The following is a 14,670-nucleotide window of genomic DNA, read 5'->3' as shown; positions in this document are numbered from 1 at the left end:
TGGTGGACCTGTTAGACGGCATCCGCCTGGTCGACGGGCCGGTGCTCTGGATTGCCTGGGCTGCCGGCGCGGCGGGCATGGCCTACTTCCTGCGGCAGTGCGGGCGCTACCGCCCCCGCGACACAGACGCCCCCCGCGTGATGGTTTTCCTGCTTCCAGTCGCCGCCGTCGTGCTGGCCGCCTCCGCGCTGCTAGCCGCCGCGCACTGGCTGATGATCTACGTCTTCCCCGTCTTCCCCGGCGAACTGCCGCGGGAGGTGCTTGCCTGGCTGCTTGCCTCGGTCGCGGCGCTGCTGCTCTGGATTCTGCACTTGTGGCGGACCTGGCGAAGCGCCGGCCCCGCGGCGCCCGGACCCGACGCCGGCTCCGGACCCGATCACGGCCTGAACCCCGCACGGCGTCCTGCCCGGACGACCGTGGCATCAACGGGCGCCCTGCTCGGCGTCGTCCTGCTCTCCGCCGTCCAGATCAACGGCTACTTCGGCCTCAACCACACGGTGAGCGACCTGATGGGCACGGCCGTGGCGCGGATCCAGCCGCTGGAAGACGCGCTGAAGCGCACCCCGGGAGCCGCAGCCACCAGCCTGTCCGCCTGGCAGCCGCCGGCCGGCCTGCCCGAAAGCGGGGTGCTGCGCCGCGCCGGGATCCCCGGCTCCAGCTCGGGGTTCGAAAGCCGCGAGGCCTACATTTATCTCCCGCCGGCCTACCGGAGCACACCCCGGCCGGCCCTTCCGGTTTTGGTCCTCTTCTCCGGCCAGCCGGGTGGTCCGGCAGACTGGCTGACCGGCGGGGCGCTGCGGAGCCGGATGGACCGGTTCGCGGCAGCGCACCACGGCGTGGCACCGGTGGTGGTCGTCGTTGACCCGAACGCCTCAGCCTCGGGCAACACCCTCTGCATGGACAGCAGGATTGCCCGGGCGGACACCTTCCTCGCCGTGGACGTGCCGGCCTGGATCAACCGGACCCTGGACGTGGATCCGGACCCCGCGCAGTGGGCGGCCGGCGGCTTCTCCTTTGGCGCGACCTGCGCGATGCAGATGGTGACCCGGCATCCGGAGATCTACAGCTCCGCACTGGCCTTCTCGAGCGAGAAGGAACCTGCCCTCGCCAAGGAGCGGGAAAAGACCATCCTGGCCGCCTTCGGCGGGGACACCGAAGCCTTCGACCGCCAGACACCGTTGCGGCTCATGAAGGAGCGCCGCTACGAGGGGCATGGCATCTACTTTGGCGCCGGTGAGCGGGACCCTGAGTTCGTTGGTTATATGGAGCTCCTGTCCGGGGCCGCGCGCGCCGCCGGGTTCACCGTGGAGGCCCGCCAGATCCCTGGTGCCGGGCACTCCTGGGAGACCGGATCCAAGGGGCTGCCCGCCGGGCTCGACTTCCTGGCGTCCCGCTGGGGCGTCCCGCAGTGAGCCCGGGAGTAACGGCACGGCAGCGGGGGACCGGGGCTGCCTCGCTCCGGGGCCTCGGCCGTGAGGGCCTGCGGCAGGCGCTGGGCCATCTGCGCGCCATCCCTTTCACCCTCACGGTCCTCGCGGTCTTCCTGGTCACCGGGGCAGCCACCGGAAGCTTCCTCGCGGGACCGCCGGAATCCCTGCTGGACGTGGCGTCCGTCAGTGCCCCGGGCCTGAAGTCCGGCCGCTGGTGGTCGCTGTTCACCTCCATGTTCTTCGCCACGAACCTGCTGGCCTACGCCGCGGCCGCGCTGATGATCCTGGTCCTGCTGGGCCTCGCCGAGCGGAAGCTGGGCACGCGGCGCACGGCCGTGTTCTACTTCGCCGCCCAGTTCGCCGCGGTCACGCTGTTCCTGCTGCTGACCCAGATCGCCCGCCATGTCGACGACGGCTGGCTGAGCCGGATGGGGGACGCTGCGCTGATGGGCCCGTACGCCGCGGTCCTCGCCGTCTCGCTGGCGTCCAGCGGGCTGCTGCCCACGCTGTGGCAGCGGAGGCTGCGCACCGCCGTGATCTCCATCTCCCTGATGCTCGTGCTGTACGTGGGGCACCCGGGGACCATCGTCGGATTCGCCGGTGCGCTGGCCGGGCTGTCGGCCGGCTGGTGGATCCAGGGCGACAAGGGAACCCTGCACCGGCACCGCTCCACCGGGCGCGAAACCCGCAACCTGCTCGCCCTCACCGTGGCGATTTTTGCCGTCGGCCCCATCCTGACGGCCACAGTCCGGACCCCCACCGGGCCGCTGGCCCTGCTGCGGGATGTCGTCCTGAATCCGCTGCCCACACTGAGCCAACTGGAACAGAACTGCGGCGGCACGATCGACGTCAGCTGCCTGGAGGCCGGCCGCGCCGGTTTCGCAGGGCCGCTGGGTTTCGCGCTGGCGGTTGTGCCTGTGGTGCTCCTGCTCATCTGTGCGGACGGCATGCGGCACGGCCGCCGGCTTGCCCTGCGGATCGCGATCACCCTCCAGCTCGCCGTGACGGCCATGGCGGCCGTCTACCTGTCCCTGATCGCCAGGATTCCGCAGTACCCCGACCGGCCGCGTACCGGCGTGATGGGGTCAGGTTTTGTCCATGTGCTTCCCCTGGTGGTGGTTCCGCTCGTGCTCGTGGTCCTGCTCGCTGCCAACCGCCGGCAGTTCCGCGTTGAAACAAGTCCCAGGGCCCGCCGGAGTCTTGCCGCCGTCGTCGGCGGCACCTGGCTCGTGCTCGCCTCCGGCTACACCGGCGTCTGGCTCGCCGCCGGCGGCATGGACCGCGACGGCGGCCTGCTGGGCCTGGCCGCGGAACTCTCCCGTCAGTACCTGCCGCTCCCCATCCCCGGAATCTACAGCCGCATCTTCCAGGGCCGCGACGCGGTCGAGTCCTTCCTCTTCGCCAGCTCCGGCATCATCTTCTGGACGGTCGCCCTGGCCGCAGTCTGGCTGGTCCTGCAGCGCAGGCTGCACCGTACGGATGCGGGAGCGGGGGACCGTGACGTGGCCCGCGGCCTGATCCGCCAGGGCGGGGACTCGCTGTCCTGGATGGCGCTGTGGGAACCCAACAAGTACTGGTTCGCGCCGGAGCGCCGCGGGGGAGTGGCCTACCAGCAGCATGGCAACGTCGCGCTGACGCTGGCCGGGCCCTTCGGCCCGGCGGCGTTCCGCGAGGAGACCGCGGCAGGCTTCATCCGGTACTGCGCCGAACACGCCCTCATTCCGAGCTTCTACTCCTGCACCGACGAGCTGTGGCCGATGCTGGCAGCCCGCGGCTTCCGGCGGGTGGCGGTGGCCCAGGAGACCCGGCTGGCTGTGCGCTCACTGGAGTTCAAGGGCAAGGACTGGCAGAACGTCCGGACAGCCCTGAACCGGGCCGAGAAGACCGGGGTGCGCGCGGTGTGGGGACGGTACGCCGACTTCGCGCCTGCGCTGCGCGCCCAGCTGAGCGAGGTTTCGGAGGAATGGGCCGCCCAAAAGTCCGTCCCGGAGATGGGCTTCACCCTCGGTGGCATCGATGAGCTTGAGGACGAGGAGGTGCTCTGCTGCCTGGCGGTGGATGCCGAGGGACAGGTCCAGGGTGTCACCAGCTGGCTGCCGGTGTATGCGGACGGGCGTCTCGTGAGCTGGACGCTGGACTTCATGCGCAGGCGCGGCGACGCCTTCCCCGGCGTGATGGAATTCCTGATCGCCTCCGCGGTGAAGGAGCTACGCAACTCGGTGGAAGTCATCTCCCTTTCCGGATCGCCGCTGGCGAAAGATACCGCGAACGCGGCTGGCGTTGCCGGCGGTGAGGCCGGATCCGAGGGGCTGGCCGGAATCCTCGACGTCGTCGGCAAAGCGCTGGAGCCCGTGTACGGGTTCCGCTCGCTGGCCACCTTCAAGTCCCGTTTCAAGCCCGATTACCGGACCCTGTACCTCTATTACCAGGACCCGCTGCAGCTGCCCGCCATGGGCAGGGCACTGAGCCGGGCCTATCTCCCCGGCCTGTCCGTGCGACAAAGTGCGCGGCTGCTCAGGACTCTCGTACGCTGAAGCAAAAAATGATCCCCGGCTCGGAAGCCGGGGATCATTTTTTTCGCGCAGACTGCCGCAGGCAGGTCCGCTGCGGCGTACTAGACCAGCGTCACGCCGGTGGCCTGGGGGCCCTTGGCGCCCTGGCCGATTTCGAACTGAACGCGGGCGTTCTCGTCGAGGGTCTTGAAGCCACCGGTCTGGATCTCCGAGTAGTGAACGAAGACATCGCCATCGGCGTCATCCGGGGTGATGAAGCCGAAGCCCTTTTCAGCGTTGAACCATTTGACAGTTCCCTGTGCCATGTATTTCTCCTCATTATGGTCTTGATTTAGTCCGGCACACTTCGTGCCGGACTTGGTCACTCCGCGAGAAGAACCCTGGCTGTGGGACCGGAATTACCGGGCTTCGGCGGCAGGCGCTTCACGCTCGCAACATGTCTTGCGAGCATGAAAAACACCTACACAAAGACTCGTATAAGAATTTCATGACCGTCGCCGCAGGTCAACGGTCGCGGCGCACAATTCCATAAATTATGTCCAAAGAATCGATGAACGCAGACGGTGCCGCAGTCCCTCCCCGGCACAGGCGGGCTTCCCCGGCGCATCCCGCGTTGCAGGCCCGGGCAAACACTCCCGCCTTTTTGGAAAGGACTCTTTAGAAAAGCCGGGATTCGACGTCGTCGACGCCGCGCATGGCGTCATAGTCGAGGGTGACGCAGTCGATGCCACGGTCGTTTGCCAGCACCCTGGCCTGCGGCTTGATCTGCTGGGCAGCGAAGATTCCGCGGACCGGAGCCAGGCGGGGGTCGCGGTTGAGCAGTTCGAGGTAACGCGTGAGCTGTTCGACGCCGTCGATGTCACCGCGGCGCTTGAGCTCGATGGCCACGGTGCCGCCCTTGGCGTCCCTGGCCAGGATGTCCACCGGCCCGATGGCCGTGAAGTACTCGCGGCGGATGAGGGAGAAACCGGTGCCGAGGAGCTCGATCTGGTCGGCCAGCAGCCGCTGCAGGTCCGCCTCCACACCGTCCTTGATCAGCCCGGGGTCCTGGCCGAGCTCATGGGAGGTGTCATGGAGCTGCTCATGGATGTTGATGATGAGCCGGTCGTCGGTTTTGGCGGACTGCACCGTCCACTGCTCCACCACGCCGATTTCGACATCGACCTCGTCCGGGGTGGAGACCCGCAGGGACGCCGGGGGGCTCATCCAGTTCAACGGCTTGTAGGAACCGCCGTCCGAATGGACCAAAACGGAACCGTCGGCCTTGACCAACAGGAGCCGGGTGGCCAGCGGGAGATGGGCCTTGAGCCGGCCGACATAATCAACGGAGCAACGGGCTATGACTAAACGCACCCGGTCCACACTACCGTCTGCCGGGAGAAGGGGCACCCGGTCTGGGGCAGAATGGAACCATGCCACGTTCCAACCGCCCCCGCCGAGCCGTCCCAGGCAGGGCAGCCTCCGGCAAGGTCCCGAAGCCCGGCGCGAAGGGCGGCCCGGTGCCGGAGCTGGATCTGGAGCGCGCCCGTTCGGGCTTCGCGCGCCGGGAGACTGCGCCTGACGGCGAGTGGTCGGTCCGGCCCGTGACCGCCGGCCGGGCGGAGAAGACCTACATCTGCCCGGGCTGCTCGACGGCGGTGCTGCCCGGCGTGGCGCACCTCGTCGTGTGGTCCGAGGACCATCTTTTCGGGGCCGCCGCGGGCCTTGCGGAGCGGCGGCACTGGCATAGCAACTGCTGGACCTCACGCAGCTACCGCTACCGCTGACCGGGGGGCCGGATGCTTTCGCTAAGCTGGACGCATGAGTTTTGACCCGGCGTCGTACGTCTTCAGCCAGCCTTCCGCACCGACCGCGATCCGTGCGTCCACCGTTCTCCCGGCCCGCCGGGAGAACGTGGAGCTCCGCACCAGCGACGGACACCGGCTCGTCGGCGAGCTGGCGCTCCCTGAGTCCGGCGCGGTGAAGGCCACCCTCATCACCCTGCATCCGCTCCCGACCCACGGCGGTTTTATGGACTCGCACGTCTACCGCAAGGCCTCCTACCGGCTTCCCGCCCTGGCCGGAATCGCCGTGCTCCGTTTCAACACGCGCGGCACCGGATCCCCCAGGGGAACCAGTGACGGGGCGTTCGAGGAGGGCATCGGCGAACGCCTCGACGTCGAGGCGGCCGTGCGGTTCGCCGTCGACCGCGGCCTGCCGAACCGCTGGCTCGTGGGCTGGTCCTTCGGCACCGAGCTCGCGCTGATGTACGGGGCGGCGGAACCCGTGGCCTCCGAGGTCGAGGGAGCGATCCTGCTCTCTCCTCCGCTGCACCGGGCCACGGACGTGCACCTCAAGGAGTGGGCGTCCGCCGGCAAGCCGCTCAAGGTGCTGGTCCCCGAGCATGACGACTACCTCCAGCCGGCCGAGGCCGCGGAGCGCTTTGCCCTGGTGCCGCAGGCCCGCGTCGTGGGCGTGGACGGTGCCAAGCACCTGTGGGTGGGGGAGAAATACGCCGGCCGGGTGCTCAACGAAATTGTCGATGAGGTCCTGCCCGGCGGCGCCGGGACGGAACTGCCGCAGGAATGGGCCGGCCCCGTGGCCACGGCGCACGCCTGAGGGTCTCTTGCCTTTCCGCTACAGAAAAGGACAGCCGCTGCGTGGATCCACGCAGCGGCTGTCCTTTTCTGTAGCGGAAAATGTCAGTGCTTGTCCTGGCGGACGATGAAGATTTCCTTGACCAAAAGCAGAATGGCGGCCGCGGTGGGGATCGCGATCAGCGCGCCCAGCACGCCCAGCAGGCTGCCGCCGGCGATCACCGAGATGACGGCGACGGCGCCCGGCACGGCGACCGCTTTCTGCATGATGCGCGGGGAGATGAAGTAGGCCTCGAACTGCAGGTAGGCGAAATAGCAGATGGCGAAGACCACAGCGGTCTGCCACCCCGCTGTCAGGGCAATCACGGTGACGATGACGCCGGCAATCAGCCCGCCAACCAGGGGGATGAATGCCAGCAGCGCCACGACGAAGGCCAGCAGCACGGCGAACGGAACGCCGACGATCGACATCACAATGAAGGCGAAGGTTGCGTTCAGGAGGGCGACGACGGCCTGGCCGATGACGTAGTTTCCCACCGAACCGGTGATTTCCTCGGACAGGGCCGCGACCCGGGCCCGGCGGGACCGCGGGGCCAGCCGGTAGCCCCACTTCTTCATGGCAGGCAGGGCCGCCAGGAAGTAGAGGCTCAGCACCAGCACGATCAGGGCCCCGAACAGGCCGTTCGCCAGGGTGGTGCCGAAACCGACGACGCCGCCGAAGATGCCGCCCATCGCCTCGGGGTTGTTGACGAACTTTTCCAGCTCCTGGGTGATGCGTTCCCGCACCCCGTACTGGTTGTCGATGCTGCGGAAGAAGTCGGAGTTAATGAAGTCCGTGACCCAGCGCGGCGCCTCTTCGACGATCTGGGTGACCTGCTGGACAATCGTGGGGATCAGGGTGGCAAAGAACCCGGCAATCGCCAGGGCCAGCGTGGAAACAGCGGCCACAATGCCCGCGGCGCGGGGAAGCCTTTTCCCCTCCAGCCAGCGCACCACCGGGTCCAGGCCCAGGGCGATGAAGAGTGCCGCCACGATCCAGAGCAGCAGCTGGGTGGTGTTGGAACCGATCCAGTAGACGAGCAGGGCCACGCCCACGCCGACCGTCCCCATGAACCCGACGTAAAGGGGGTGCTGGGAGGACATCCGCGGGCCGGGATGGCCGAAGCGGGCGCTGGTCTCGCTCTCCGGCGTCGTCTCGTCGAGCTCCTGCTCCGGGGGCATCTCGAAGCGGAGCCGTGGCTGGGCGCCCGGAAGGGGCTGACGCAAGCGGTGGGCCATCGAGTTCAGCACCCCGGCCAGGGCCGTCCGGCGGTGGGAAACCCCGTCCCGGGTACGCACTGCCGCACTGCCGGAGTCCTGGTTTTCTTCCGGTCCTGAGGGGGACGAGTCCGTGTGTCCAGTCACTGCGTTGAAAGCCCTTGTCCTGTGGATATTCCCGGCGAAGCCGCTGTCGCGGCCATGGTGTGATGATCACCGCAAACCTTATCAGCAGGCTTGTTTTGGCGCGGTTGGATGGTTCCCGCGGGTGCCGCGGCAGGGGTTGACAACCTGCCCGATCTGACTCTCTGGTAACAAAATGGTTACTATTGAAGCTAAGTGTCCGCTGATGATAGGTAAAATTTTGCGTTTCAAGACTGCAGTTGCATTAGTGCTGCTCGGCCTCCTGACACTGCTCGCCGGAATCGGCCAGAAGACATTCTGGGCTCCGGCCGAGACCGTGACCGCCACCGCACCGGCCGATGCCGCCGCCGCACCGCTGACCGTTTTTGACGGGAAGCTCCGCACGCTGCACGACGGCCCGGTGACGATCAATGTCAAGGGCGAGGGCAGCTTCATGCTGGCCGCCGGCCGCCCGGACGACGTCGAGGCCTGGGTCGGCACGACCGCGCACAACACCGTCTCCGGCGTCTCCGAGGACGGCAAGGCGCTGCAGTTGACGCATGCCGGCGGCGAAGCGACCGCGCCCTCGCCCGCCGGATCGGACCTGTGGGTAACCACCGAAAACGCCAGCGGCGAGCTGAAGTACAACTGGACCCCGCCGGCGGACGGCGACTGGGACCTGCTGCTCGCCACGGACGGGACCAAGCCGGCCCCCAGCTCGATCACCATAACGTTCCCGAATGACACTTCCACTCCGTGGGCCATTCCCTTTATGGTTCTCGGCGGCCTGCTGATCCTGGCCGGAGCCGCCCTGCTGGTGCTCAAGCCCAAGTCCGGCGCCCGCGCCGGGACAGGCAACGGCGGACCGGGCAGTGGCACGGCAACCGGCGGCAGCACGCCTTCCCCCCGCGCCGAGGCCAAGCCTGAGGCACGCACGGGAACGGCACGGAACGAAACCGGCTCCGAAAAACTCACCGCCGAACCCGCCACCATCGCCCGGCGCCTGCGGCGCTCCGGCGTGGTTGTGGCGGTGCTGACCGCCACGGCCGTCGCCGGAAGCGGCGTCGCGGCCCACGCCAGCCAGACGCCCGCCCCGTCGCCGAGTCCTTCCTCTGCCGCCGCCGGGCAGGCTCCGGGCTCACCGGTGCTGGTTGATGCCCAGTTCCGCCGCATCCTTGAACAGGTTGCCAGTGCGGCCGACGCCGGTGACGCGGCCAAGGATGCCAGCAAACTCGAGCCGCGCGTGGCCGGACCCGAACTCGAGGTCCGCACGCAGAACTACAAGATCCGTTCCCAGGTCGGGACCTACGAGGCCCGGATGCCGGTCCGCGCCACGAAGCTCCTCACGACAGTGGTCACTGACAAGCGCAGCTGGCCGCGCACCGTCATGGCCGTCACCCAGGGCGAGGGCAACGTTGTGCCTCAGCTGCTTACCCTGACCCAGGTATCCCCGCGGGAGAACTACAAGCTGGTCCTCACGACGCCGCTGCAGCCGGGAACGACCTTCCCGGGGATCGCCCGCGGCGGCACCGAGACACTGGCACCCTCGGACAAAACGGGTCTGCTTTACAGCGGCGAGGAAGCACTGGGCGGGCTGGGCGACCGGCTGAATTCCGCCGACTCCGCGTTCAAGGACAAACTCGCCGAAGGCGCGTCGTCCCCGTACATCGCTGACACGCTGGCCTACCAGGCCGATGTGGTGAGTTCGGGCGTCAACGGCACCTTCTCCTTCACCCACAAGGTCGTCCCGGAAAGCATTGTGGTGTTCCGGACCGCAGACGGCGGAGCACTGGCCCTGGGCCGCCTGAACTTCGCGTTTGATGGCACCCCCAAGGCCGCCGGCGACAAGCTGACCATCGGTGACGACGCAGCGGCCCTGGCCGGCGGCAAGGAGACCAGCACCGGAATGGTGCTGAACTTCGCCGAGTCCGCGGCCGTCTATATCCCCCCGGCAGGGTCCCAGGACCCGATGAAGCTCGTGGCCGCCACCCGCGGCCTCGTGGGGGCCAGCTTTAAGTAGGCCCGCAACCAGGCCCACAGAGGAGTAGCGCCGGCCTGACCGGCGCTGACAGAAAAGACCCGGCCGCAAGGCCGGGTCTTTTCTGTTGCCGGGGCCCCTCACGTGGCACCGGCGGGGGCCGATGTGGCTAGAGTGGAACCATGACTTCGCCAGCTTCCCGCCCCGTCCCGCCGGCTGCCGCCAACCCGCTCAACCTGCGGGGCGCCGTCGACCTGTCCGCCCTGAAACAGCGTCCCGCTGCGCCACCGGCCGGCCCGGCCCCCGCCGGCACCGCCGGCACACCGGGTACTCCCGCCGCAGGCAACGGGGGTGCGGAGCATCCCGGCCGGCCGCTTCGGGTGGACATCACCGAAGCCAACTTCCAGGAACTCGTTGAGCTCTCGGCCCAGGTGCCCGTTGTCATAGCGCTGTGGGCCGCCTATTCGCCGGGCTCGGCCGAGCAGGCTGACGTCCTCGAGCGGATCGTGAACAGCTACGAGGGCCAGCTGGTCCTCGGCGCCGCCGACGTCGAGGTGTTCCCGCAACTTGCCCAGGCGTTCCAGGTGCAGGCCGTTCCCACCGCCGTGGCCCTCGTCAAGGGCCAGCCGGTGCCCCTCTTCCAGGGTGCCGCCGAGGAACAGCAGGTCCGCAGCCTGCTGGACGAGCTGCTCAAGGTCGCTGCCGCCAACGGCGTGACCGGGCGGATCGGCGCCGGCGGACCCGGCGCCGATGAGGCCGAGGCGCCGCCGCTGCCGCCCCTGCACCAGAAAGCGTTTGACGCGATCGAAGCCGGTGACTACGCCGCCGCCGCGGACGCCTACCGCCAGGCCCTCCTGGAGATGCCCGCCGATTCCGAGGCCAAGGCCGGACTCGCGCAGGTGGAGCTGATGGGCCGGCTCCAGCCGCTGTCCGCCGCGGACACCGAAGCGCTGCGCCAGCAGGCCGCCACCGAGCCGGACAGCCTCGAAGCCCAGCTGGCTGTGGCTGACCTGGACGTTGCCGGCGGACACGTCGAGGACGGACTGGGCCGGATCGTTGCGTTCATCGGCAGGAACTTCGGACCGGAGCGGGAAACGGCACGGGTCAGGCTGCTGGAACTGTTCGACGTCGTGGGCACCGCCGACGCCCGCGTCGCGAAAGCGCGCCAAAACCTCGCACGGGTCCTCTTCTGATGGGTTCGGCGCTTTTTACGCCGCTGGAACTGCGTGCCCTGCACCTGCAGCACCGCGGCTGGGTGTCTCCGATGTGCCAGTACAGCTGTGAGCCGGAAACCGGGGAAGGAGTTCCCAACGACTGGCATCTGATGCACCTGGGTTCCTTTGCCACGGGAGGAGCCGCCCTCATCCTCACCGAGGCGGCCGCCGTGAACGCCTCCGGACGGATCAGCCCCCGGGACGCCGGACTCTACAACGACGATCAGGCCGCGGCATGGGAACGGATCACATCCTTCGTGCACCGGCACGGCACCGCGGACACCAAGATCGGCACCCAGCTGGCGCACGCGGGCCGGAAGGCGTCCTCGTACTGGCCGTTCTCCGGCAAGCAGGGCACGGTGGCCGTCGCCGACGGCGGCTGGCCCACCGCGGGACCCGGCACCTCGGCCTTTGACGGCTACGAGGCCCCGTCGGCGATGACGGAGGAGCAGATCGGCGGCGTGATCGCCGATTTCGCCGCGGCTGCGGTCCGGGCCGTGGGAGCCGGCTTCGACACGATCGAAATCCACGGCGCCCACGGCTACCTGCTGCACCAGTTCCAGAGTCCGCTCGTCAACGACCGCACTGACCGGTGGGGCGGCGACGAGGCAGGCCGGAACCGGCTGACCCTGGCCGTTGTTGATGCCGTGCGGAACGTCATCCCCGACTCCATGCCGCTGCTGCTCCGGATCTCTGCCTCGGACTGGGCCGAGGGCGGCCTTGATATTGAGGCGTCGGTGCGGATGGCCAAAGCGGCATCCGAACACGGCGTGGACCTGGTGGACGTGTCCAGCGGCGGCGCCGTGGCGTACCAGCAGATTCCGGTGGGACCCGGCTACCAGACCGGCTTCGCCGCGCGGATCCGGCGTGAAACCGGGGTCCGGACGGGTACCGTGGGGCTGCTGACGTCGGCCGGCCAGGCCGAGCACGCCGTTGCCACCGGCCAGGCCGACGGTGTCTTCATCGCCCGTGCCGCGCTGCGCGACCCGCACTGGTGGCTGCGGGCCGCGTTCGAGCTGGGCCATGAGCTGGCCTGGCCGCCGCAGTACGAACGCGCCGTTCCCCGGCACTCCTTCTAGCGGGACGGGGCCCGGGGCGGGGTCCGCCGGCCCGGCTGTGCCCTGCGGACGATCCGTTCCCCGCACGGGACGGTTAGTCTAGCGACATGACTTTTCAGCAGCCGCGTCCGCCTGCCCCTGGAAACAAGCCGGGGCCGGCGGTTCCCGCGCTGTCGCTGCGCGGGCTGGCCAAGCGCTTTGGCGACAAGATCGCCGTCGACGGCCTCAGCCTGGACGTTCCGGCCGGCTCCTTCTACGGGATCGTCGGCCCGAACGGGGCCGGCAAGACCACCACCCTGTCGATGGCCACGGGACTGTTGCGGCCCGAGTTCGGCACGGCGTTCGTGCACGGAGTGGATGTCTGGACGCACCCGCTGGAAGCGAAGAAGCTGATGGGCATCCTCCCGGACGGTGTCCGGCTCTTTGACCGGCTGACCGGCGCGCAGCTGGTCAGCTACGCCGGCCTGCTGCGCGGCATGGACAAGGACGTTGTGGCCGTGCGCGTCAAGGAACTGCTCGCCGCACTGGACCTGGGTCCCGACGCCGGAACGCTGGTGGTGGACTACTCCGCCGGCATGACGAAGAAAATCGCCCTCGCCTCGGCCCTGATCCACGCGCCCCGGCTGCTGGTCCTGGACGAGCCGTTCGAATCGGTGGATCCTGTGTCCGCCGCCAACATCCGCGAGATCCTGGACCGTTATGTGGCCTCCGGCGGCACCGTCATTGTCTCGAGCCACGTTATGGACCTGGTGCAGCGGATGTGCGACCACGTCGCCGTTGTGGCCGCCGGCCGGCTGCTCGCCGCCGGCACGGTGGACGAGGTCCGGGCCGGTGAGTCCCTCGAGGACCGCTTCGTCCAGCTGGTCGGCGGCCGCAACCACACGGAAGGGCTGGAATGGTTGCGGACCTTCTAAGGCTCAAGCTGACACTGCTGCGCAACAGCCTCCGGCGCAGCCCGTGGCAGCTGGTGGGCCTCGGCATCGGCACCCTGTATGCGCTGGGACTCGTCGGGCTCGGCATCACGGGGCTGCTGCTCCTCCGCGGGGCGGACGCCGGTTTGGCCCAGACGGTCATTGTGCTGGGCGGCGCGGCGGCGCTGCTGGGGTGGGCCGTTGTCCCGATCGCGGCCTCGGCCGCGGATATGACCCTTGACCCGGCACGGTTCACCACGTTCGCTGTGCCGATGCCCCAGCTGCTGACCGGACTGGCCCTCGGCGGGCTGATCGGAATTCCGGGCACGGCGACCGCGCTGGTGGCACTTGGCACCGTCGGGACCTGGTCCCGGAGCCTTCCCGCCGCCGGGGGAGCCCTGGTGGGCGCGGTCCTTGGTGTGCTGAGCTGCATTGTGCTGTCCAAAGTGGTCACCACGGCCACCGCAGGGCTGGCGAGTTCCCGCCGTTTCAAGGACGCCAGTGCGGTCGTCTTCCTGATTCCCCTCGTCCTGATGGGACCGATCGTGGCGGGTGTCGCCGAAGGGATTGCCGGTTCCGGGGACTTCCTGACCGGGCTGGCCCGGACGCTGTCCTGGACCCCGGCGGGGGCAGCGTGGTCCCTCGGCGGGGAACTTGCCGCGGGAAGCTACGGCGCCGCGGCCCTGAAGTTCCTGATCGCGCTGGCCACACTCGCCGGACTCGCGCTGTGCTGGAAGCTGCTGCTTCAGCGGGCGCTCGTGACGCCGTCCTACTCCGGCGGCTCCAAAAGACGAGCCCGGGGACTGGGCTTCTTCAGGCTGTTCCCGGCAACGCCAACCGGCGCGGTCGCGGCGCGGTCGCTGAGCTACTGGGTCCGGGATCCCCGCTACGCGGGCGCCCTCGTGGTTGTCCCGCTGCTGCCGGTCCTGTTTCTGTTCCAGGCCGCCCAGACGGGATCCTACGGTCTGCTCCTCTTCGTCGGACCGCTGACAGCGTTCCTGCTTGCCTGGTCCATCTCAACAGACGTTTCCTATGACAGCACCGCTTTCGCGCTGCACCTGTCCACGGGGGTGCGGGGGGTCCACGACCGGCTCGGCCGGGCCGTTGCGTGCCTGGTCTTCGCCCTGCCGGCGGTGCTGGCGCTCAGCGTCCTGCCGTTCGTCTTTGGCGCGGACTGGCAGTTGCTGCCCGGCGTGCTCGGGCTGTCCCTCGGTGTCCTGTTCAGCGGGTTGGGTCTCTCCTCGGTGGTATCGGCACGCTACACCGCCGCTGTGCCGATCCCCGGCGACAGCCCGTTCAAGAAACCGCCGGGCAATGTGGCGCAGACCATGGCGGTCCAGTTCGGCGGCATGGGGGTGCTCTTCCTGCTGCTGGTGCCCGAAGTGGCGCTGGTGGCGGCACAATTCGCCACAGGCAGTGCCGTGCCCGGCTGGATCAACCTGGTGGTGGGCCCGGGCCTGGGGCTCGGGCTGTTTGCCGCCGGGGTGCGGCTGGGCGGGAAATGGCTCGACGCCCGGGGGCCGGAACTGCTGGCCCAGGTCGCCGTCCACCGCTGACCCGCGCGCCCGGGCCGGGACTGCGGTAGCCTGCCACTAAGGCACAACCGCCAA

Annotated in this window: 12 protein-coding genes; 9 read left to right on the top strand and 3 right to left on the bottom strand. The window is 68.9% G+C overall.

From position 1 onward, the window contains the following. Positions 1-2: 2 nt before the first annotated feature. Both ASPU41_RS18965 and ASPU41_RS18960 read left to right on the top strand, forming a co-directional pair. Positions 3-1,412, top strand: a complete 1,410-nt coding sequence (locus ASPU41_RS18965) for an alpha/beta hydrolase (protein WP_069952227.1) — start codon at positions 3-5, stop codon at positions 1,410-1,412. Continuing rightward, a complete protein-coding gene (locus tag ASPU41_RS18960) occupies positions 1,409-3,964 on the top strand; it encodes a rhomboid family intramembrane serine protease (protein ID WP_069952226.1) in 2,556 nt (851 codons plus the stop codon). The genes ASPU41_RS18965 and ASPU41_RS18960 overlap by 4 nt, the downstream gene beginning before the upstream one ends. A gap of 80 nt (positions 3,965-4,044) precedes the next feature. On the opposite strand, the gene ASPU41_RS18955 is transcribed toward ASPU41_RS18960, so the two are convergent. Together ASPU41_RS18955 and nucS are read right to left on the bottom strand one after the other, a co-directional pair. Then, a complete protein-coding gene (locus ASPU41_RS18955; RefSeq protein ID WP_069952225.1) occupies positions 4,045-4,248 on the bottom strand; it encodes a cold-shock protein in 204 nt (67 codons plus the stop codon). A gap of 352 nt (positions 4,249-4,600) precedes the next feature. Beyond that, positions 4,601-5,296: an endonuclease NucS gene (gene nucS, locus ASPU41_RS18950; RefSeq protein WP_069952817.1), complete on the bottom strand. Its 696-nt coding sequence runs from the start codon at positions 5,294-5,296 to the stop codon at positions 4,601-4,603. Between the two features lie 59 nt (positions 5,297-5,355). On the opposite strand from nucS, the gene ASPU41_RS18945 reads away from it, so the two are divergent. Together ASPU41_RS18945 and ASPU41_RS18940 are read left to right on the top strand one after the other, a co-directional pair. Further along, positions 5,356-5,709 (top strand): ATP/GTP-binding protein, encoded by a 354-nt coding sequence (locus tag ASPU41_RS18945; protein WP_069952224.1) that lies wholly within the window; start codon positions 5,356-5,358, stop codon positions 5,707-5,709. Between the two features lie 34 nt (positions 5,710-5,743). Beyond that, positions 5,744-6,541, top strand: coding sequence for an alpha/beta hydrolase (locus tag ASPU41_RS18940; RefSeq protein WP_069952223.1), 798 nt, complete (start codon positions 5,744-5,746; stop codon positions 6,539-6,541). Between the two features lie 83 nt (positions 6,542-6,624). Here the strand turns inward: ASPU41_RS18940 and ASPU41_RS18935 are convergent, their stop codons facing one another. Then, the gene (locus ASPU41_RS18935) at positions 6,625-7,797 is read right to left on the bottom strand and encodes an AI-2E family transporter (RefSeq protein WP_157357148.1); all 1,173 of its coding nucleotides are present in this window, start codon (positions 7,795-7,797) and stop codon (positions 6,625-6,627) included. 328 nt (positions 7,798-8,125) lie between these two features. Between ASPU41_RS18935 and ASPU41_RS18930 the strand changes: the two genes are divergently transcribed. The 5 genes from ASPU41_RS18930 (at position 8,126) to ASPU41_RS18910 (ending at position 14,616) form a co-directional block, all read left to right on the top strand. Then, the gene (locus ASPU41_RS18930; protein WP_069952221.1) at positions 8,126-9,919 is read left to right on the top strand and encodes a hypothetical protein; all 1,794 of its coding nucleotides are present in this window, start codon (positions 8,126-8,128) and stop codon (positions 9,917-9,919) included. 140 nt (positions 9,920-10,059) lie between these two features. Then, positions 10,060-11,070, top strand: a complete 1,011-nt coding sequence (locus ASPU41_RS18925; RefSeq protein ID WP_069952220.1) for a tetratricopeptide repeat protein — start codon at positions 10,060-10,062, stop codon at positions 11,068-11,070. Continuing rightward, positions 11,070-12,170 carry an NADH:flavin oxidoreductase/NADH oxidase gene (locus tag ASPU41_RS18920; protein WP_069952219.1) on the top strand — a complete coding sequence of 367 codons (1,101 nt, stop codon included), beginning with the start codon at positions 11,070-11,072 and terminating at the stop codon, positions 12,168-12,170. Before ASPU41_RS18925 ends, ASPU41_RS18920 begins: the two co-directional genes overlap by 1 nt. Before the next feature lie 86 nt (positions 12,171-12,256). Then, on the top strand, positions 12,257-13,063 hold the full coding sequence (locus ASPU41_RS18915) for an ABC transporter ATP-binding protein (protein WP_069952218.1): 807 nt from the start codon (positions 12,257-12,259) through the stop codon (positions 13,061-13,063). Further along, positions 13,045-14,616, top strand: coding sequence for a transporter (locus tag ASPU41_RS18910; protein ID WP_069952217.1), 1,572 nt, complete (start codon positions 13,045-13,047; stop codon positions 14,614-14,616). The genes ASPU41_RS18915 and ASPU41_RS18910 overlap by 19 nt, the downstream gene beginning before the upstream one ends. Positions 14,617-14,670: the final 54 nt, after the last annotated feature.

Source organism: Arthrobacter sp. U41, from assembly GCF_001750145.1.
Classification (GTDB): Bacteria; Actinomycetota; Actinomycetes; order Actinomycetales; family Micrococcaceae; genus Arthrobacter.
This window is presented reverse-complemented; position numbering and strand designations above follow the sequence as displayed.